The sequence below is a fragment of the Sphingomonas jejuensis genome, assembly GCF_011927695.1.
Classification (GTDB): domain Bacteria; phylum Pseudomonadota; class Alphaproteobacteria; order Sphingomonadales; family Sphingomonadaceae; genus Sphingomonas_K; species Sphingomonas_K jejuensis.
Genome location: NZ_JAATJE010000002.1, coordinates 33,479 through 52,482, shown reverse-complemented (window position 1 = coordinate 52,482; position 19,004 = coordinate 33,479). Strand labels below are relative to the sequence as shown.

The 19,004-nt window shown below is 70.9% G+C and carries 17 protein-coding genes; 8 read left to right on the top strand and 9 right to left on the bottom strand.

Features of this window, described 5'->3' with window-relative positions:
• Positions 1-13: 13 nt before the first annotated feature.
• From GGR88_RS09670 to paaG, 3 genes are read right to left on the bottom strand one after another with little or no spacing between them, the layout of a single operon-like run.
• Positions 14-613, bottom strand: coding sequence for a TetR/AcrR family transcriptional regulator (locus GGR88_RS09670; protein ID WP_167954520.1), 600 nt, complete (start codon positions 611-613; stop codon positions 14-16).
• Between the two features lie 7 nt (positions 614-620).
• Positions 621-2,636 carry a phenylacetic acid degradation bifunctional protein PaaZ gene (gene paaZ / locus GGR88_RS09665; RefSeq protein WP_245196783.1) on the bottom strand — a complete coding sequence of 672 codons (2,016 nt, stop codon included), beginning with the start codon at positions 2,634-2,636 and terminating at the stop codon, positions 621-623.
• Between the two features lie 20 nt (positions 2,637-2,656).
• A complete protein-coding gene (paaG, locus tag GGR88_RS09660; protein WP_167954519.1) occupies positions 2,657-3,448 on the bottom strand; it encodes a 2-(1,2-epoxy-1,2-dihydrophenyl)acetyl-CoA isomerase PaaG in 792 nt (263 codons plus the stop codon).
• A gap of 119 nt (positions 3,449-3,567) precedes the next feature.
• On the opposite strand from paaG, the gene paaA reads away from it, so the two are divergent.
• From paaA to GGR88_RS09630, 6 genes are read left to right on the top strand one after another with little or no spacing between them, the layout of a single operon-like run.
• A complete protein-coding gene (gene paaA, locus GGR88_RS09655; RefSeq protein ID WP_167954518.1) occupies positions 3,568-4,551 on the top strand; it encodes a 1,2-phenylacetyl-CoA epoxidase subunit PaaA in 984 nt (327 codons plus the stop codon).
• Positions 4,552-4,556: 5 nt separating this feature from the next.
• Positions 4,557-4,847 (top strand): 1,2-phenylacetyl-CoA epoxidase subunit PaaB, encoded by a 291-nt coding sequence (gene paaB / locus GGR88_RS09650; RefSeq protein ID WP_167954517.1) that lies wholly within the window; start codon positions 4,557-4,559, stop codon positions 4,845-4,847.
• The gene (paaC, locus tag GGR88_RS09645) at positions 4,847-5,614 is read left to right on the top strand and encodes a 1,2-phenylacetyl-CoA epoxidase subunit PaaC (RefSeq protein ID WP_167954516.1); all 768 of its coding nucleotides are present in this window, start codon (positions 4,847-4,849) and stop codon (positions 5,612-5,614) included. The genes paaB and paaC overlap by 1 nt, the downstream gene beginning before the upstream one ends.
• The gene (gene paaD / locus GGR88_RS09640; protein ID WP_342449772.1) at positions 5,611-6,060 is read left to right on the top strand and encodes a 1,2-phenylacetyl-CoA epoxidase subunit PaaD; all 450 of its coding nucleotides are present in this window, start codon (positions 5,611-5,613) and stop codon (positions 6,058-6,060) included. The genes paaC and paaD overlap by 4 nt, the downstream gene beginning before the upstream one ends.
• A 50-nt stretch (positions 6,061-6,110) precedes the next feature.
• Positions 6,111-7,187, top strand: a complete 1,077-nt coding sequence (locus GGR88_RS09635) for a 2Fe-2S iron-sulfur cluster-binding protein (protein WP_167954515.1) — start codon at positions 6,111-6,113, stop codon at positions 7,185-7,187.
• Positions 7,177-8,004, top strand: coding sequence for an HpcH/HpaI aldolase/citrate lyase family protein (locus GGR88_RS09630; protein WP_167954514.1), 828 nt, complete (start codon positions 7,177-7,179; stop codon positions 8,002-8,004). The genes GGR88_RS09635 and GGR88_RS09630 overlap by 11 nt, the downstream gene beginning before the upstream one ends.
• On the opposite strand, the gene GGR88_RS09625 is transcribed toward GGR88_RS09630, so the two are convergent.
• The 4 genes from GGR88_RS09625 to GGR88_RS09610 are packed head-to-tail and all read right to left on the bottom strand — an operon-like array spanning position 7,992 to position 13,968.
• Entirely contained in the window at positions 7,992-10,058 is a 2,067-nt protein-coding gene (locus GGR88_RS09625; RefSeq protein WP_167954513.1) for a TonB-dependent receptor, read from the bottom strand. The genes GGR88_RS09630 and GGR88_RS09625 overlap by 13 nt on opposite strands.
• Before the next feature lie 7 nt (positions 10,059-10,065).
• Complete coding sequence (gene maiA / locus GGR88_RS09620) at positions 10,066-10,704, bottom strand: maleylacetoacetate isomerase (protein ID WP_167954512.1); 639 nt, start codon at positions 10,702-10,704, stop codon at positions 10,066-10,068.
• A 4-nt stretch (positions 10,705-10,708) separates the two neighbouring features.
• A complete protein-coding gene (locus GGR88_RS09615) occupies positions 10,709-12,112 on the bottom strand; it encodes an amino acid permease (protein ID WP_167954511.1) in 1,404 nt (467 codons plus the stop codon).
• On the bottom strand, positions 12,112-13,968 hold the full coding sequence (locus GGR88_RS09610; RefSeq protein WP_167954510.1) for a DUF885 domain-containing protein: 1,857 nt from the start codon (positions 13,966-13,968) through the stop codon (positions 12,112-12,114). The genes GGR88_RS09615 and GGR88_RS09610 overlap by 1 nt, the downstream gene beginning before the upstream one ends.
• 203 nt (positions 13,969-14,171) lie before the next feature.
• On the opposite strand from GGR88_RS09610, the gene GGR88_RS09605 reads away from it, so the two are divergent.
• Together GGR88_RS09605 and GGR88_RS09600 are read left to right on the top strand one after the other, a co-directional pair.
• Entirely contained in the window at positions 14,172-14,669 is a 498-nt protein-coding gene (locus tag GGR88_RS09605; protein WP_167954509.1) for a Ros/MucR family transcriptional regulator, read from the top strand.
• A 61-nt stretch (positions 14,670-14,730) separates the two neighbouring features.
• Positions 14,731-15,591 (top strand): oxygenase MpaB family protein, encoded by an 861-nt coding sequence (locus tag GGR88_RS09600; protein WP_167954508.1) that lies wholly within the window; start codon positions 14,731-14,733, stop codon positions 15,589-15,591.
• 10 nt (positions 15,592-15,601) lie between these two features.
• Here GGR88_RS09600 and GGR88_RS09595 read toward each other — a convergent pair whose 3' ends face one another.
• Together GGR88_RS09595 and GGR88_RS09590 are read right to left on the bottom strand one after the other, a co-directional pair.
• Positions 15,602-17,443 carry an alpha-amylase family glycosyl hydrolase gene (locus GGR88_RS09595; protein ID WP_167954507.1) on the bottom strand — a complete coding sequence of 614 codons (1,842 nt, stop codon included), beginning with the start codon at positions 17,441-17,443 and terminating at the stop codon, positions 15,602-15,604.
• Positions 17,440-18,951 (bottom strand): tryptophan 7-halogenase, encoded by a 1,512-nt coding sequence (locus GGR88_RS09590; protein ID WP_167954506.1) that lies wholly within the window; start codon positions 18,949-18,951, stop codon positions 17,440-17,442. The genes GGR88_RS09595 and GGR88_RS09590 overlap by 4 nt, the downstream gene beginning before the upstream one ends.
• Between the last annotated feature and the right edge of the window lie 53 nt (positions 18,952-19,004).

The following is a 19,004-nucleotide window of genomic DNA, read 5'->3' as shown; positions in this document are numbered from 1 at the left end:
TCAGGCATGGGCTCTAGCCCGCCGCCTGCTCCACGCCTGCGACCAGCATGGTGGCCGCCATGTCGGCCACGTCGGTGGCGTCGATCGGCCCGTCCGGGTCGAACCAGGTGTGCATCCAGTTGATCATGCCGAAGAACAGCATGGTGAGCGTCCGGCGGCGGGGCAGATCGCAGGCAAGCGCGGGCTTCAGCGCGAGGATCAGCGCATCGACGATGTCGAGCAGCTCGCGCTGGTGCGCGACGATCTCGGCGCGCTTCTCGTCCGGCAGGCGCCGCAGCTCGTTCAGCAGCACGCGCTGATAGTCGCCCGCGCCCTCGTAGCGGATCACCAGCGCCCGCGCCGCGGCACCCAGGCGCGCGCGCGCGTCGCCGGGCTCACCCGCCGCGCGTTTGGCCGCGCGCACCAGCCGCTGGACATGGGTGTCCATGACGGCGAACAGGATGTCCTCCTTGGACGGATAATAGTGGTAGATGAGCGACTTGGACGTCTCGCACGCCGCCGCGACCTGCGCCACGGACGCGCCCAGAAAGCCGTGCCGGGCGTAAAGCCGCGCCGCCTCTCGCGTGATGGCGTCGCGCCGGACGGCATAGTCCGCGGATTGGGTACGCGCCATTTGTCTCTCAGCCTGCCACCATGGTCAGCAGCTCATAGGTCGCGATCGCGTCGCCGTCGCCATCGGTGACGAGCACGTCCCAGCGAACCTCGCCATAATCATCGTTGCGGCGCGTCTTCGACTTGGCGGTCAGCCGCACCCGCATGGTCGCGCCCGGCGACAGCGGCTTCAGGAAACGAAGCGTGTCGAGCCCCGTGTTCGCCAGCACCGGCCCTTCGTCCGGATCGACGAACAGCCCGGCGGCAAAGGACAGGATCAGGTATCCGTGCGCCACCCGGCCGGGGAAGAACGGGTTCCGCGCCGCCGCCGCCTCGTCCATGTGGGCGTAGAATGTGTCGCCGGTGAAACGGGCGAAATGCTCGATATCCTCCAGCGTGACGCGACGCTCTGCGGTGACGATGGTGCGGCCGATCTCCACCTCGTCGAAGCGGAGGCGGAAGGGGTGGGGCGGCGCGTCGTCGACGGGCGCGCCGGCGATCCAGCGGCCGCCGATCGCCGCCAGCATCGCGGGGCTGCCCTGAAGCGCGGTGCGCTGCATGTAATGATGGACGCCGCGGATGCCGCCCATCTCCTCGCCGCCGCCCGCGCGCCCCGGCCCGCCATGGACCAGCGCCGGAAGCGGGGAGCCGTGGCCGGTGGATTCGCCTGCGCAGGCCTGGTCGACGATCAGCACGCGGCCGTGCCAGGCGGCGGCGCCCGCCACCACCGCGATGGCGACGGCGGGGTCGCCGGTGAACAAGGACATCACCAGCGAACCCTGGCCGCGATTGCAGAGCGCGACCCCCTCGGCCAGATCGCGATAGGGCATCAGCGTCGCGACGGGGCCGAACGCCTCCCGATCGTGGACGGTCGCCGCGTCCCACGGCGTGTCGCAGCGCAGCAGCACCGGCGACATGAAGGCGCCGCCGGGTGCGGGTGTCGCCTCCGGATCGCCCCAGACGATCCGCGCCTCCCGCGCCAGATCGGCCACCGCCGCGCGCACGTCGCGAAGCTGCCGCTCGCTGGCCAGCGCGCCCATGGTGGTGCCTTCGGCGGACGGATCGCCGACGATCACGCGGTCGAGCCGGGCGGAGATCGCCGCCTGCACGTCGTCGATCAGTGCTTCGGGCACGAAGCTGCGGCGGATGGCGGTGCACTTCTGACCGGCCTTGGCCGTCATCTCGCGCACCACTTCCTTCACGAACAGCGCGAACTCCGGGCTGTCGGGGGTCGCGTCCGGCCCCAGCATGCAGGCGTTGAGGCTGTCCTGCTCCGCCACGAAGCGCACGCCCTTGTCCGCGAACACGGGGTTGGCGCGGATGGTGGCGGCGGTGGCGGCGGAGCCGGTGAAGGACACGATGTCCTGCGTGCCCAGATGATCGATCAGGTCGCCGGTCGACCCCGCCACGAACTGAAGCGCGCCGTCGGGCAGCATGCCGGTGTCCAGCAGGATGCGGACGCATGCCTCCGTCACATAAGCAGTCGACGATGCCGGCTTCACGATCGCGGGCACGCCCGCCAGCAGCGTCGGCGCAAGCTTTTCCAGCATGCCCCACACCGGGAAGTTGAACGCGTTGATGTGGAGCGCGACGCCCTGCAGCGGCGTGAACACATGCTGCCCGACGAAGCTGCCGCCCCTGGACAGCATCTCGGGCGGGCCATCGAGCAGGATGCGTGCATCCGGCAGCTCGCGCCGGCCCTTTGACGAGTAGGCGAACAGCGTGCCCGCGCCGCCCTCAATGTCGATCCAGCCATCCGCCCGCGTCGCGCCGCTGTGATGGGACAGCGCGTAGAGCTCCTCCTTGCGGTCCATCACCGCCTGCGCCAGCAGCTTCAAGTGGCGGGCGCGATCGTGGAAGGTCATGGCGCGCAGCGCCGGGCCGCCGACTTCCCGCGCGAAACGGGCGGTGGCGGCGAAATCGATGCCGTCCGATCCGATCCGGCCGATCGGCTCCCCGGTCACGGCGGACCGGATCTCCGCCAGCCCGGTGTCGGCCGCATGCCAGCCACCCCGGACATAGCTCATCAGGTGCATCGGCTTCATGGCATCAGGCTCCGGTGGTGTCAGCGGCCGGTGAAGACGGGCGCGCGCTTGGCGAGGAAGGCGGCCACGCCTTCGCGGTAATCGTCGCTCTGCCCCAGCCGGCGCATGGTGTCGCGCTGCAGGTCGAGCTCCGTGTCGAGATCGTTGGCCCAGCTGCCCCGGATCAGCGCCTTGGTGGCGGCAAGGCCGGCGGTGGGAGCGGTCGCGAACTGCGCCACCAGCGCGTCGGCCTCGGCCGCCAAGGCATCGTCGGGAACCGCCTTCCAGATCAGGCCCCATTCCGCCGCCTGCGCCGCGCCCAGCGGCTCCCCGGTCAGCGCCAGGCCGAGCGCACGGGCCTGGCCGACCAGCCGCGGCAGGATCCAGGTGCCGCCGCTGTCCGGTACCAGGCCGATCTTGGCGAAGGACTGGATGAAGCGCGCGGACTCGGCCGCGATGACGATGTCGCAGGCCAGCGCGATGTTGGCGCCCGCGCCCGCCGCCACGCCGTTGACGGCGCAGATCACGGGAAAGGGAAGCGCCGCCAGCCGGCGGATCAGCGGGTTGTAGAAGCGCTCCACACTGTCACCCAGATCGGGCGCGCGGCCGTCGGCGGCGACGGCGCGATCTGCCAGGTCCTGCCCGGCGCAGAAGCCGCGGCCCGCGCCCGTCAGCAGCATCACGCGCGTGCCGCCCTCCGCCTCGATCCGGTCGAGCGCATCGACGAGGGCCGCGTGCATGGCCGTGTTGAAGCTGTTCAGCCGGTCCGGACGGTTGAGCGTCACCCGCGCGACGCCGCCGTCCAGCGACAACAGGATAGACTGGTCGTTCATGGCACCCGCTCCCTGGCTGGCGGGTTATGACAGGGCGAGAGGGCGGTCAAACGCCGCCTCCGAAATAATTGACCGCACGGTCGGTCAATGCTAACAGCCCGGCACGAGTGGAGGATGCGATGTACACGACCGAGCTGAGCCGGAATACCGCGCCCTCGGTCGTGTGCGACGATGCAGAGCGTCTCGCCGCGTTCGAGGCGCGAGTCGCGGCAGACGAGTTCATCGAGCCCAAGGACTGGATGCCGGACGCGTACCGCAAGACGCTGGTCCGCCAGATCAGCCAGCATGCGCACAGCGAGATCGTCGGCATGCTGCCGGAGGGCAACTGGATCGGCCGCGCGCCGTCCTTGCGCCGCAAGGCGATCCTGCTCGCCAAGGTGCAGGACGAGGCGGGCCACGGCCTTTATCTTTACTGCGCGGCCGAGACGCTCGGCACCTCGCGCGACGAGATGACGGCGGCGCTGCTGGCCGGCAAAGCCAAATATTCCACCATCTTCAACTACCCGACGCTGACGTGGGCCGACATCGGCACGATCGGCTGGCTGGTCGATGGCGCGGCCATCATGAACCAGGTGCCGCTGCAGCGGACCTCCTATGGCCCCTATGCGCGCGCCATGGTGCGGATCTGCAAGGAGGAAAGCTTCCACCAGCGGCAGGGTTACGAGGCGGTGATGGCGCTGTGCGCCGGCACGCCCGAACAAAAGGCAATGGCGCAGGATGCGCTCAACCGCTGGTGGTGGCCGTCCCTGATGATGTTCGGCCCGCCCGACGATGCGTCGCCGAACACGGAGCAATCGATGCGCTGGCGCATCAAGCGCGACACCAACGACGCGCTGCGCCAGAAGTTCGTCGACGTCACGGTGCCGCAGGCGGAGGCGATCGGCCTGACCATCCCCGATCCCGCGCTCCGCTGGAACGAGGACAAGGACGGGTATGATTTCGGCCAGCCCGACTGGGACGAGTTCTGGGCCGTGGTGAAGGGCGACGGCCCGGTCGCCGCCGACCGGATGGCCGCGCGCAACAAGGCGTGGGACGATGGGGCCTGGGTGCGCGATGCCGCGATCGCCCATGCCGAGAAGCGCGCGCTGAAGCGCGCCGCCTGAGCCGAATGCCCGACCGGTCCGAATTCCCGCTGTGGGAGGTGTTCGTGCGCACGCGCGGCGGCCTGTCCCACCGCCATGTCGGCAGCCTCCACGCGGCCGATGCGGCGATGGCCGTGCAGGCGGCCCGCGACGTCTACACCCGCCGCATGGAGGGCGTCAGCCTGTGGGTGGTGCCATCCGCCGCGATCACGGCGAGCGACCCGGGCGATGCCGCGCAGCTGTTCGATCCTGCGGCGGACAAGGTCTATCGGCATCCGACCTTCTACACGGTGCCCGACAACATCCGGCACATCTGATGGCGACCGACGATCTCCGCCCCGCCCGCATGGTGCAGGCCATGCGCCTTGGCGACGACTCGCTGATCCTGGGACAGCGGCTGTCGGCCTGGTGCGGCCATGCGCCGACGCTGGAGATCGATCTTGCGCTCGCCAACATCGCGCTCGACCTCGTCGGCCAGGCGACGCTGCTGCTGGGCTATGCCGGGGAGCTGGAAGGCGCCGGGCGCAACGCCGACCGGCTCGCCTTCCACCGCGACGTTCGCGATTTCCGAAACTGCCTGCTGGTGGAACAGCCGAACGGCGATTTCGCGCGCACGATCGCGCGGCAGTTCCTGTTTTCGGCCTGGCAGCTGCCGCTGTTCCAGGCGCTCGCCCGCTCGCCCGACCCGCGCATGGCCGAAATCGCGGCAAAGGCCGTGAAGGAAGTCGGCTACCATGTCGAGTTCGCGGGCGACTGGGTCGTCCGGCTGGGCGACGGCACGGAGGACAGCCGCCGCCGCATGGCGGAGGGGCTGGCCTGGTGCTGGCGCACGACGGGCGAGCTGTTCGCCGCCGACGGGATGCAGCGAACGCTGGCGACGGCGGGCGAAGCGCCGGACCCGGCACCGATCCGTGCGGCCTGGGACGCCCGCGTCGACGCCGTCCTGTCGGATGCCGGCCTCGACCGCCCCGCAGGAACCGACGCTGTTCGCGGCGGCCGCGACGGGCTGCATGGCGAGCATCTGGGGCATCTTCTGGCCGAGATGCAGGTGCTGCCGCGCACCCACCCGGACGCGACCTGGTGACGGCGGACGCGCTTGCCGTTGCGGGCGCGGTGCCGGACCCCGAGATCCCGGCCGTGACGCTTGCCGACCTGGGCATCGTCCGGGGTTTGCGGCCCCGCGCCGACGGCGGAACCGATGTCGCGCTGACCCCGACCTACACCGGCTGCCCGGCCACGCTCGCGATCGAGCTGATGGTGCGCCGCGCGCTGGACGATGCCGGGCTTCGCGCTGTCGGCATCCGCACCGAATTGTCGCCGCCCTGGACCACCGACTGGATCACGGCGGAGGGACACGCCAAGCTCCACGCCTATGGCATCGCGCCGCCGGGCAAGGCGGAGACCGCGACCTGCCCGCACTGCGGATCGACCGACACGGCAGAGGTCAGCCGGTTCGGATCGACGCCGTGCAAGGCGCTGTGGCAGTGTCGGGCGTGCGCGGAGCCGTTCGACCGCTTCAAGTGCCATTGAGCCGCGGCACGACGGCCGGGTAGGGCGATGACCACATTCGAAAGGCCGCCATGTCGTCGCGCACGTCCTTCCATCCGCTGACCGTCACCGAGGTGCGGCGCGAGACCGCCGATGCGCTGTCGATCCGCTTCGCGGTGCCGCCGGAGCTTGCCGACCTGTTCGCCTTCCAGCCGGGCCAGTATCTGACGCTGCGCGCGGTGATCGATGGCGAGGATGTCCGCCGCACCTATTCGATCTGCGCGGCGCCCTCGGACGACGAGCTGAGGGTTGCTGTGAAGGCGCTGCCCGGCGGGCGCTTTTCCACCCATGTCGCGGAGCGGCTGCGGGTGGGCGACACGCTCGACGCCCTGGTGCCGGCGGGGCATTTCACCTGGGACTTCGGCCGGGTGACGGGCGGTCATTATGCCGCCTTTGCTGCCGGGTCCGGCATCACGCCCGTCCTTTCGCTGATCCGCACCGCGCTCGCCACCGATCCGCAGGCGCGCGTCAGCCTGTTCTACGGGAACCGCGACGCCGGCGGCATCCTGTTCCTGGAACAGCTCGCCGCGCTGAAGGACAGCCATCTCGACCGCTTCACCGTGCATCATTTCCTGACGGCCGAGGAGGACGAGTTCGAGCTGCTGAACGGCAGGCTGGATCGGGGCAAATGCGACGAGATCCTGTCGACGCTGATCGATCCAACTGCGGTCACCGCGTTCTTCCTGTGCGGCCCCGACGGGATGATGGCGGCGGCGGAGGCGGCGCTGCTTGCGCGCGGCGTCGACACCGGCCGCATCCTTCTGGAGCGCTTCGCCGCCGCCGGAGCCCCGCCCACGGCGGAGACGGTTGCGCGATCGGCCGCGGCCGCCGGCCGGCGGATCGGCGTCGTGCTGGAAGGGCACCGGGTGACCGTGCCGTTCGACGCGGCGGCGGGGAACATCCTGGACAGTGTGCGGGCGGCCGGCCTGCCCGCACCCTATGCGTGCAAGGGCGGGGTGTGCGCCACCTGCCGCGCGCGGCTGCGCACCGGCCAGGTCGACATGCGGGTCAATTACGGCCTGAGCGATGCCGAGGTCGCCGACGGCTATGTCCTCACCTGCCAGGCGGTGCCGGAGACGGACGACGTTCTGGTCGACTATGACGCCTGAGGCGGACCGGCCGCGCCGCAGCGCGCTCTACATGCCTGCCACCAATGCCCGCGCCATCGCCAAGGCGCGGACGCTTGCCTGCGATGTCGTGATCCTGGACCTGGAGGATGCGGTCGCGCCGGACATGAAGACCGCGGCCCGCCATGCCGCGGCAGACGCGGTGCGGGCCGGGGGGTTCGGATCGCGTGAGCTGGTCGTGCGCGTGAACGCGCCCGACACGCCCTGGGGCGCCGACGATCTGGCGATGGTGGCCGATGCGCGGCCGGACGCCGTGCTGCTGCCAAAGGTGCGGGCGGCGGCGGAGCTTGGAGCGGTGGCGGCGCCGGTGCCGCTGTGGGTGATGGTGGAAACGCCCGCCGCCGCGCTCGCCATCGCGGGCATCGCGGCGGTTCCCGGCGTTGCCGCGCTCGTCCTCGGGCTCAACGATCTGGCCGAGGCGACGGGCATCCATCCGGGCGCGGACCGCCTGCCGTTCCAGCCGCTGATGCTGCAGGCGGTGCTCGCGGCCCGGGCGCATGGCGTGGCGGTGCTGGACGGCGTCACCAACGCCATCGACGATCCCGCCCTCTTCGCGGCCGAGGCAGCACAGGCGCGGCGGTTTGGGTTCGACGGCAAGACGCTGATCCACCCGTCGCAGGTGGCGCCGTGCAACGCCGCGTTCAGCCCGTCACCCGAGGAGATCGCCCGGGCCATGCGCATCGTCGCAGCGTTCGACGATCCGGCGGCCGCCGATCGCGGGGCGATCCGGGTCGGCGGGGAGATGGTGGAACGCCTGCACCTCGCCCGCGCGCGGCGGACGCTCGCTCAAAGGCCGTAGCGCAGGCCGATCCACAGCGTGCGCGGTGACGCGCGCTCCACCACGCCATCGTCGCTGATCGCCGCCTCCACCACCTGGTCGAAGATGTTCTCGGCGCGCGCCTCGACCGCCAAACGCCCGGTCAGCGGCAGGCGGGCGGCCGCGTCGAGCGTGAAGGCCGGGGCCAGCCGCCGCTGGTTGGCATCATCCTCCCACTGCGCGGAGACATAGCGCGCGGTGAGCGATGCGCCCCCGGCGGCGACGGTCGCGCTCGCCTGGTGGAGCGGCACCTGCGCGGGCCTGAGCCCGTCGAGCTCCGCGGCCGCGCCCGCGCCCTCCACGGTCGCATCGGCAAAGGCGTAGGCGGCCGACAGGCGCAGGGCACCGACAGTCGCCTCGCCGTCGACCTCGACGCCGCGGCTGTTGACCGCATCCAGGTTGCGCCGCGCGCGGTAACTGCCGGCGGCCGACACGAAGCCGACGCCCGGGAAGGTGCCCGGCCCGCGCGCGAGTGTGACGTTGGCGATCGCGTTCTCCAGCCGAGAGGCGAAGCCGGTGACCGCCAGCCGCACGCCAGGGGCGGGGCGGAGCGTCAGGCCGATCTCGCCCCCGCGCAGCCGTTCGGGCGCAAGCGCCTCGTTGGCGGCGGTGGCATCGGCACCGACGCGGAACGGCCGGTAGAGCTCGTTGAGGGTCGGCAGGCGCCAGCCCGTGTAGGCGGCGGCGCGCAGCGTGAGCGCGGGCGTGGCCTGGAACGCGACACCGGCGCGCGCGGTCGGCTCCCACCCGCTTCGGTCGGCGAACAGCGCGAGTGTGGGGGCGAGGGTGCCCGTCCCGATCGGCGTCTCCTGCCGCGACCCATCGCGGATCGACCAGCGATCGATCCGCCCCCCCAGGCTCAGCGTCAGCGCCTCGGTCGCTTCCAGCCCGAGATCGGCGAACAGGCCCAGCGTCTCGGTCATGCCGCCGGCCTCGCGCAGCCGGGTCGGGCGACCCGCCTGATAGCTGAAGCGCTCCCTGGTCTCGCCCGAGGTGCGCCGCCAGTCGCCACCCAGGCGAAGCTCGGCATCGCCGAAGCGCGGGGCCACCTCCACGCGGGCGCCGAGGCCGGTCGCGGGCGTGTTGTACTGGTCCAGCGTCAGGGTCGCGGTCTGCCGCCCGGCCGAGACCGCGGCGAAGCGGCTGGCAAAGGCGCGCGTCTGCACATAGACGAGCGTCGACCAGGGCAGGGCGCCCTGGCCGACCACGCGCAGGCTGGCATCCGCGCCATCGGTGCGGTTGTCGGTGAACGCCACCCCGCGTTCGCGCGCATCGGTGAAGGCAAGGATGTTCGCCTGCAGCTCGGTCGCGGCGCCCAGTGGTGCCACACCGCGCGCTGAGACGCTCGCCTGCTCGTAAGGGGCGGGGCGGTCGGCTGGCCCGCGCGCGTCCCGCACGATCGGCACGAAGCCGTCGCCGCGCGCATAATCGGCCGACAGGCTGGCGAAGCCGCCGCCCGGCCGGCCGGCCAGGATGACGCCGGCATCCACCGAGTCGCGGCTGCCATAGGCGACATCGGCCGAGATGCCGTCCAGCTCCGCCGGCCCTGCGCTGTCGAGCTCGATCGTGCCGGCCAGAGCGCCCGGCCCGAACACGCCGCTCGCCGCGCCGCGCGTCACCCGCACCCGCGACAATCGTTCGGGCGCATAGGCGGGCAGGCTGATCCAGCCGCCGAACGGGTCGGTCTGCGGCACGCCATCCAGGACCAGCAGCGCCCGGCTCGACGCGTTGCCGCCAAGGCCGCGCAGCGTCAGGCCCTGCGAGGTCGGGTTCGCGGTCCGTGCGTCGGACCGGCGGAACTGCTGCAGCCCCGCCACGTCGCGCAGCACGTCCTCCAGCCGGCCGCTCGCCGACGAGACGATCCGGGTCCGCTCGATCTCCGTCGCGGCGTAGGCGGCATCGCCGATCGGCGGCGCCAGGCCCAGGCCGGTGACGACGATCACCTGCGCAGCGGCGGGATCGGGCGGCGGCGTGGCGTCCGTGGGGGCAGGCGGCGCGGCGGCGCCGGCCTGCGCGAGGATGAAGGCAATGATCATCGGCGGGTCAGGCGGTTCGCTTCACACGGTCGGGATGCGCGTCCTGGAAGGCGGGGTGCGCCTGCGCCTCCGCATCCACCCGCACCAGCGTGGGGAAGGGCGCGAGGTCGAGCGCGAAGCGGCGGGCATTGTACATCTGGGGCACCAGGAAGACGTCGGCGATGCCCGGCGCGTCGCCGCCCAGGAACCGCCCGGCGTCCGCCGCCGCCAGCCGCTCCAACGCTTCAAAGCCTTCGCGCACCCAGTGGCGCACCCAGTCGTCGCGCGCGTCCTCCGACAGGCCGAGGTCGTTCTTCAGATGCTTCAGCACCCGCAGGTTGTTGAGCGGATGGATGTCGGCCGCGATCAGCATCGTCGCCTGCAGCGCCCTGGCCCGCGCCAGGGGCTCCACCGGGATCAGGCGCGGTTCGGGGATGCGGCCATCCAGCCAGTCGACGATCGCCAGCGATTGCGAGATCACCGTGCCGTCGGCCTCCAGCGCCGGCACGAAGCCCTGCGGGTTGCGCGCGCGGTGCGCGTCGGAGAGCTGCTCCCCGTCCGCCAGGCTGACCGGCACGCGTTCATACGGGGCGCCCTTCAGCGCCAGCGCGATGCGCGCACGGTAGCTGGCCGAGGACCGCCAGTAATCGAACAATCGGATCTGCACGTCGCTACCCCCGGGCCGCCGCCGCACGCCGCGCGCCATAAAGGAGATACAGCGCGAGGCCGATCAGGTTCCACACCAGGAAATATCCTTGCGTCTTCGCCGGCAGGTTGGCGAACAGGTACAGGCACCCGGCGATCGCGCCGGGCCCGACGATCCACACGGCGGGCGTGCGGAAGCCGCGCGGCAGATCCGGCATGCGCCGGCGCAGGATCAGCAGGCACAGGCCAACGGCGGCGAAGGCGAGCAGCGTGCCGGCATTGGCGAGTGCCGCGATCTCGTCGATCGGCAGGATCCCGGCGATCACCGCCACGAGCGCGGCGGTGACGATCGTGATCCGCGCCGGAACGCCACGCCGCGACAGACGGGCGAGGCCCCGCGGCAGGAAACCGTCGCGCGCCATCACCAGGAAGATGCGGCTCTGCCCATAGAGAAAGGCGAGCAGCACCGTCGGCAGCGCCACCACCGCGGCCGCGGCGACGATGCCGGCCACCGCCTCCCGATCGAGCTCGCGCAGGATCAGCGCCAGCGGTTCCGGCGAGCGCGCAAAGGCGGTGAAGGGCAGGGCGCCCACCGCCGCCAGCGCCACCACGACGTAGATGACGGTGCAGGCGACCATCGACCCGACGATGCCGATGGCCAGGTTGCGTTCCGGGTTGATCGTCTCCTCGGCCGCCGTGGAGATGGCGTCGAAGCCGTAGAAGGCGAAGAAGATGATCGCCGCCGCCGCCATCACGCCGCGCTCCACGCCGTCGGCGCTCACCGACTTGCCGAAGCCGAACGGCATGAAAGGCTCCAGGTTGGCAGGATCGAAGGCGGGGAGCGCGACGCCCACGAACAGCATCAGCGTGGCGATCTTGATGATCACCAGCACGGTGTTGAGCCGGGCGCTTTCGCGCGTGCCGACGAGCAGCAGGCCGGCCACCACCGCGATGATCAGGACGGCGGGCAGGTTGACGATGCCGCCAAGCTCCGGCCCCTGCGCGATCGCGGCGGGCAGCGGAAGGCCGATGCCGGTCATGAAGCCGGCGAAATAGCCCGACCAGCCGACCGCCACCGTCGAGACGACGAGCGAATATTCGAGGATCAGGCTCCAGCCGACCACCCAGGCGAAGACCTCGCCCAGCACGGCATAGCTGTAGGTGTAGGCGCTGCCGGCCTGCGGCATGGTGCTGGCAAGCTCGGCATAGGCAAGCGCGGCGCAGGCGCAGATCAGGCCGGCGATGCCGAACGACAGCAGGACGGCCGGCCCCGCGCGGTCGGCACCGACGCCGATCAGCGTCAGGATGCCCGTGCCGACGATCGCGCCGACGCCGAGCGCCAGGAGGTGCGGCCAGCCGAGCGTGGGCGTCAGCCGCTCCTCCGGCGCTGCCGATCCGGCGATGGGCGTGCGGTGGAGATAGTTCGCCATCAACGCGCGCCCGCGATGTAGGCGTCGACCCGCTCCTCGAGCACATCCAGCGGCACCGCGCCGCCGCCGAGCACCGCGTCGTGGAAATCGCGGATGTCATAGCGGTTGCCGAGCGCGGTGCGCGCCCGCTCGCGCAGTTCCAGGATCTTCAGCTCGCCGATCTTGTAGCTGGCGGCCTGACCCGGATTGACGATGTAGCGGTCGACTTCCTTCACGATGTCGCGTTCGGTGAGAAGCGAGTTCTCCCGGAAATAACGCTGGGCCCGCTCCCGGCTCCAGCCCTGGTCGTGCAGCCCCGTGTCGAGCACCAGCCGCACCGCGCGCCACAGCTCGGTGGAGAGCCGGCCGAAGTCGGAATAGGGATCCTGGTAGAAGCCCATCTCCTTGGCCAGCTTCTCGGCATACAGCCCCCAACCTTCGGTGTAGGCGCCGTAGCCGCCGAAGCGGCGGAAGCGGGGCAGCCCTTCGATCTCCTGCGCCAGCGCGATCTGGAAATGGTGGCCGGGCGCGCCTTCATGATAGCTGATCGCCTCGATCTGCGGCTTCAGCACCTGCGTCATGTCGCTGAGGTTGATGTAGTAGATGCCCGGCCGCGATCCGTCGGGCGCGGGACGGTTGTAGAAGGCGATGCCCGCGGTCGCCTCGCGGAACGGCTCCACCGCGCGCACCTCCAGCGGAGCGCGCGGCAGCGTCCGGAACAGATCCGGCGCAACCGACATGACGCGGTCGATGTACGCGGTCGCATCGCGCAGATAGCTGGCACGCCCCTCCGCCGTGTTCGGATATTTGAACTGATCGCCGCTCGTCACATGCGCGAAGAATTGCTGCAGCGTGCCGGTGAAGCCCACCCGCTGCTTGATGACCTCCATCTCCGCCTGGATGCGCGCCACCTCGGCCAGGCCGATGCGGTGGACCTCGGCCGGGGGCAGATCGGTGGTGGTCGCGTTGGCGAGCGCGGCGGCATAGAAGGCACGGCCGTTGGGCAGGGTGGATGCGCCCGCCTCGGCCGGGGCGTCGCGGCCGACCTCCGCCATGGTGGTCAGCAGCCGGTCGTAGCCGCGGCGGAACGGCCCCACCAGGGCGTCGCGGCCGGCGGCCAGCAGGCGGTCCTTGTCCGCCTGCGGGGCATCGAGAGCCGTGACCTTCTTCTTGAAGTCGGCCCAGACCGGGCTGTCCGCGCCCTCGCCGAATGGCGCGCCCGTGATGATGCGGCGACCGTCGCGGTCGACGGGGGCATAGACGAAGCTTGGCGCGCGCACGCCGGCCGCGGCGCGGCGGCGCACGGTGTCGCTGATCTCGCCCATCACCCGCTCGACCTCGACCAGGCGCGAGACATAGGCCTCGGCGTCCGCGACGCTTTCGACCTCATGCTCGTTGATCAGGAAGACGGGGATCGATCCCATCGGGCTGCGCGAGTTGGTGACGGGGAAGCGGTTTGCGCGAAAGGCATGCGCCCGCCGGTCGCGCTCAAGATCGCCCTCGAACAGGCGATAGGACAGGCGGCCCTGTTCCGACAGCGTGTCGGGAGAGAAGCGGCGCCGCATCTCGGCCACCTGCTGTTCGGCCAGGGCCAGGCTGCGGTCGGCGGCCGCATCCGTCATGTCGTCGAGCTTGCCGTAGTCGCGCTTGATGCCAAGGCTGGTCATCGCCTCGGGGCTGAGCGCCACCTGCGCATCATAGGCTTCGTCCAGGAAGGCGTTGAAGGCGGCGTCCTGCGTGGCGTCTGCGGCACCCTGCGCCGCCGGGGCGGCGGTCGCCGGGCGGGCGCCCTGCTCCACCGGCGCGCATCCCCCCGTCATGACCAGGGCGGCTGCCGGGATCAGACCCGCCTTCAGGCTCAGTGACAAACGACCCATTGCTTGGCTCCCCTTCTTGTGCCCGCTGGTTAGCAGTCGGCCGGAAGCCGCGTCCAGCGCTGCGGGCGGCTCACTTCGATCAGGGTCGCGGGTGATCCTGTCCCATAATATTCGCTGCCAATGTCGTCCCGGACCTAGACTTCGGCCCAAGAAGACATAATTGAGCGATCATTCCTTTCCTCTTTGTCGGAGTGCCCGAACCAATGGCTGATCAGACCGAAAACGATCTCACCGCACTGACGGTCGACCTGCTGGCGTCCTACGTCGCGAACAATAACGTGCGTGCGGATGATCTTCCGAAGCTGATCAGTGACACTCACGGCGCGCTGAAGGCGCTGACCGGCGGCGCGACCGTCGACAACACGGCCGAAGGCGCGACGCAGGATCACACCGCGGCGGTCACCCCGCGCAAGAGCCTGAGCAACCCGGAATATATTCTGTCGATGATCGACGGAAAGCCGTACAAGTCGCTGAAGCGCCACCTGTCGGCCAACGGTCTTACCCCGGATGAGTATCGGCAGCGTTATAATCTGAAGGCCGATTACCCGATGACTGCGCCGGCCTATTCGGAGCGTCGCCGCGAGGTCGCAAAGAAGCTGGGCCTTGGCCGCAAGCGTGCTGAGCCGGCCGATGCCGCTGCCGGATCGGGCGACAAGCCCGCGCGCAAGCCGCGCGCGACCAAGGCGAAGCCGGAGGCATGATCCCGGCGGACGCTTCGGCACCGCGCCGGAGCGTCCCCTGCGGCCCGCGCGTTGACGCCGCATGACCGCGTCCACTGCCTCCGCACCGCCCGTTCCGCCCGCCGGCCTGCGCGGCTTCATCCGGGGCCATGTTCACCGGCTGGTCGGGAACGGCGCGCCCGTCGCGGCGGCGCGGGCGCCGGACGACCCCGGACTGTTCGGGCCGGGATCCGCGGCCTGGGCGGTGCATGGCGACTTTCCCGCGATGATGGTGGGCGGCGTGTCCGCCCTGCTCCTCCAGATGCTTCATCCCGGCGCGCTTGCCGGGGTGTGGGACCACAGCGACTTTCGCGGCGACATGCCCGGCCGGCTGAAGCGCACGGCCGGCTTCATCGCCGGCACCACCTTTGGCGGCACCGCCCATGCCACCGCGCTGATTGATCGGGTGCGGCGTGTGCACGACCATGTGTCCGGCATGCTTCCGGACGGAACGCCCTACAGCGCGAATGCCCCCGATCTGCTGACCTGGGTTCATGTCGCGGAAACGGACAGCTTCCTGCGCGCGCATCTTCGCTACCGCGACCCGAACTTCCCGGCCCGCGACCAGGACCGCTACCTGCAGGAAATGACGGTGCTCGCGCGGCGGCTGGGGGCAGGGCGCGTGCCCGCCTCCCGCCGGGAGATCGCGGCCTATTACCGGGAGGTGCAGCCGGCGCTGCGCTTCGACGATCGCACGCGGGCGGTGGCAGACGCGCTGTTCACGCAGGCGCGGCGGGACTCGATCGCCGGCACGACCCTGATGGACGCTGCCGTCGACCTGTTGCCGCCATGGGCGCAGCAGCTGCACGGACGCCAGGTGTCCGCGCTTCGCCGTCCCGCCATCCGCGCGGCGGTGCGCGGCGGCGGGCAGGTGCTGCGCTGGGCGCTGCGGCCCGCGCGCTGAGCCCGGCCGCTTAGCGCGTCGCCGGCGCGGCGGCGCAGATCGCGTAGCCGAGCGGCGGCAAGGCCACGCGCACGCTGCCCGGTGCGCTCGACCGCGCGGCGCAGGGCCCGCCCAGGCTGCGCCAGCCGTCGGATCCGACCTCCACCTGCACCTGCTGCTCGACGGGTGCCGTCGACGTGTTGAACGCCAGCAGCACTTCCTGGCCGGTGTCGGGATCGAAGCGGGAGATGGCGAGCATGCCGGGTTCGTCCCCGCGCACCCGCAGCCGCTGTTCCCCGCGTGTCAGCGCAGGCATCGCCGTGCGCACGCGCGCCAGTTCGCCGATCTGCCGGTAGAAGGGATGCGCGGTGTCGAAGTTGGACGCGGCGGTGGTGGCGGTCGTCGCCAGCAGCCTGTTGTCGTTGTAGCTGTCGACCCGGCTGGGGAACATGTCCTCCCGCGAATCCTGGTCGCCGCCGTCGCCGACAAAGCCCTGCTCGTCGCCCGAATAGATGGTCGGCACGCCGCGCAGCGTCAGCAGCATCGCGTGCGCCAGCTTCACGCGCGCCGCGACCTCCTCCTCGCTCGCGTCGGGCAGGCTGTCGCGGATGACGTGCGCAAAGCGTCCGTTGTCGTGGTTGCCCGAAAAGGTCGGCAGCCGGAGCGCGGTCGCGTACCCGTTCTCGTAGAGAGAGTCGCCGGCGAAGATGCCTTCCCACACCACCGTTCCCGATCGCCCGGCGACCGTCTCCACCAGCGCCTGACGAAAGGCGAAGTCGAGCACCGCCGGAAACTTGTCAACGCGGGTGTGCTTGGCGAGCTGACCGACATCGGTGGACAACAGCGCCACCTCCCCGAAGATGTGGAAGTTTGGGATGCCGCGCGCGGTCGCCCGCTCCAGCATGGCCGGCACGAAGGCCGCCCAGAAGGCGGGATCGACATGGCGCGCGGTGTCGATGCGGAAACCGTCGATCCCGAAGCGGTCGATCCAGCCGCCGAAGATCTCGATCATGCCGTCGACGACGCGCGGATGCTCCGTCATCAGGTCGTCCAGCCCGGCGAAATCGCCCAGCGTGGCGCTTTCGTTGAGGAAGGTCGTGTTGCCCCGGTTGTGGTAGAAGATGGGGTCGTTGAGCCAGGCCGGCACCTTGGTGTCCCGCTCCGCCGCCGGGACGACGGGGGTGTAGGCAAAGGTGGGATCGGTCAGCCGCGCGAAGTTCTCGGCGGTGCGGACGTCGTGCCCCTGGAAGCCGTCGTTGATCGCGGCGCCGTCGATTCCGCCGCGCGTCCGGTACGGATAGTCGGCGAGGTTGCGGTACGGGCACGGGCCGGTGGCGCATTCCCGGTACTGGATGACGTCGGCCGTATGGTTGGCGACGATGTCCATGTAGACCTTCATGCCGCGCGCATGGGCCGCATCGACGAACGCCTTGAACTCGTCGGCGGTGCCGAAATGCGGGTCGGGCTGCGTGAAGTCGGTGATCCAATAGCCGTGGTAGCCGGCGCTCTCCTGCCCCGGCCGGCCCTGCACCGGCTTGTTCTTGAAGATCGGTCCGACCCAGATCGCCGTGATCCCCATGCCCTGGAGATAGTCGAGCCGCGCCGTCAGCCCCGCCAGATCGCCGCCATGGAAGAAGCCGCGACTGGTGGGATCATAGCCGGTCGCCAGCCGATCGCCGCTCAGCCCGCCGCGGTCGTTGGACGGATCGCCATTTTCGAAGCGGTCGGGAAGGACAAAGTAGATGACCTCGTCTTCCGGAAGCCGATCCCTGAACGCCGGTGCCTCCGGCTGCGGGCGGACCTGGGACTGTGCCTGGGCGGCAACGGGCGAGGTCAGGGCGAGGAGCGCGGCGGCGAGGGGACGAGGGATCATGAGGCTTTCCTTTGGTCGGTCGCGCAGTGTCGGTGGAGGTAATCGGCATGCGTCGGCATCGCGCGCGCCACGGCGCCCGCATGATGCCGCGTCAGCTTCAGGAACTCGCTTAGCGCCTGGTCGCTCGGCTCGCCGGCGAGCGGGTTGAAGCCTTGCGGCACCACGCCCTGGCCCAGCATCACCTGCAGCCAGCCGACTTCGGTGAAGAGTTCGTCGCCTTCGCGGAACAGCCGGCCGCTCGACCGGAACAGCGCGATGCGGCGGCTGAGACTGTCGGGGATCGCCGCGGCCCGGCGGTCGCGCCAGAACGGCTCGTCCCGGCCATTCAGATGGTAGTGGAGGATCAGGAAGTCGCGGACGCTCTGCCATTCCGCGTCGGCCTGCCGGTTGAACTCGGCCGCCTCGTCGTCCTGCGCCCGCCCCGCCGGCATGAGTGCCAGCAGCCGGCTGATCGCCGACTGGATCAGGTGGATGCTGGTCGATTCCAGCGGCTCCAGGAACCCGGCGGACAGGCCGATCGCCACGCAGTTGCGCGTCCACTGCGCGCGGCGCTTCCCGGTGGTGAAGCGGATCGGCCGCGGATCGGCAAGCGGGCGGCCTTCCACATTCGCCAGCAGGGTGGAGGCCGCCTCGTCATCGTCCATGAAGGCGCTTGAATAGACGAGGCCGTTTCCGGTGCGGTGCTGCAACGGGATGCGCCACTGCCACCCGGCGGCGCGCGCGGTGGCGCGGGTGAACGGGTCCGGCGCCCCGACACTTGCCGTCGGCACCGCCAGCGCCCGGTCGCAGGGCAGGTGGCGGGACCAGTCGTCGAACGGGGCTGCGAGCGTGTCGCCGATCAGCAGCGCGCGAAAGCCGGTGCAGTCGATGAACAGGTCGCCCGCGACGCTGCGGCCGCCATCCAGCGCCAGCGACTGAATGTCGCCGCTGTCGGGATCGCGCGTCGCGTGCGTCATGCGACCTTCGATCCTGGTGACGCCGTTCGCCTCGGCATGCTGCCGCAGCAGCCGGGCGTAGAGCGAGGCATCGAACTGGTATGCCCAGGCCAGCCCGCTCGGCAGGCCGGGCCGGCCGGGATCGGGCGCGAACCGGCCGCTGCGCGCGGCAACGGCGCTGGCCGAATGGTCCCACAGGTCGTCGGCCACCCCGCGGGCGCGGGCGCGCAGCCAGTAATGGTGGAAGGGCAGCAGGCCCAGCGACCGGCCGATCTGCCCGAACGCATGGATGTAGCGGTCGTGCGGGGCGCCCCAGCCGACGAACTCGATGCCCAGCTTGAAGGTGCCGGCCGTCGCCTTCAGAAAGGCGTTCTCGTCGATCCCGAGATGCTGGTTGAACAGCCGGATCTGCGGAATGGTGGCTTCGCCCACGCCGACCGCGCCGATCTCGTCGGACTCGATCAGCGTGATGCGCCGCTGCGCGGGAAGAAAGCGCGACAGGGCGGCCGCCACCATCCATCCGGCCGAACCGCCGCCAAGGATGACGATCGAGGGCAGGCTGCTGCCGGTCACACCGCACTCCGCGGCGTGCGCGCTCCGCCGGTCGGCGACGCGCGCACGCCCTC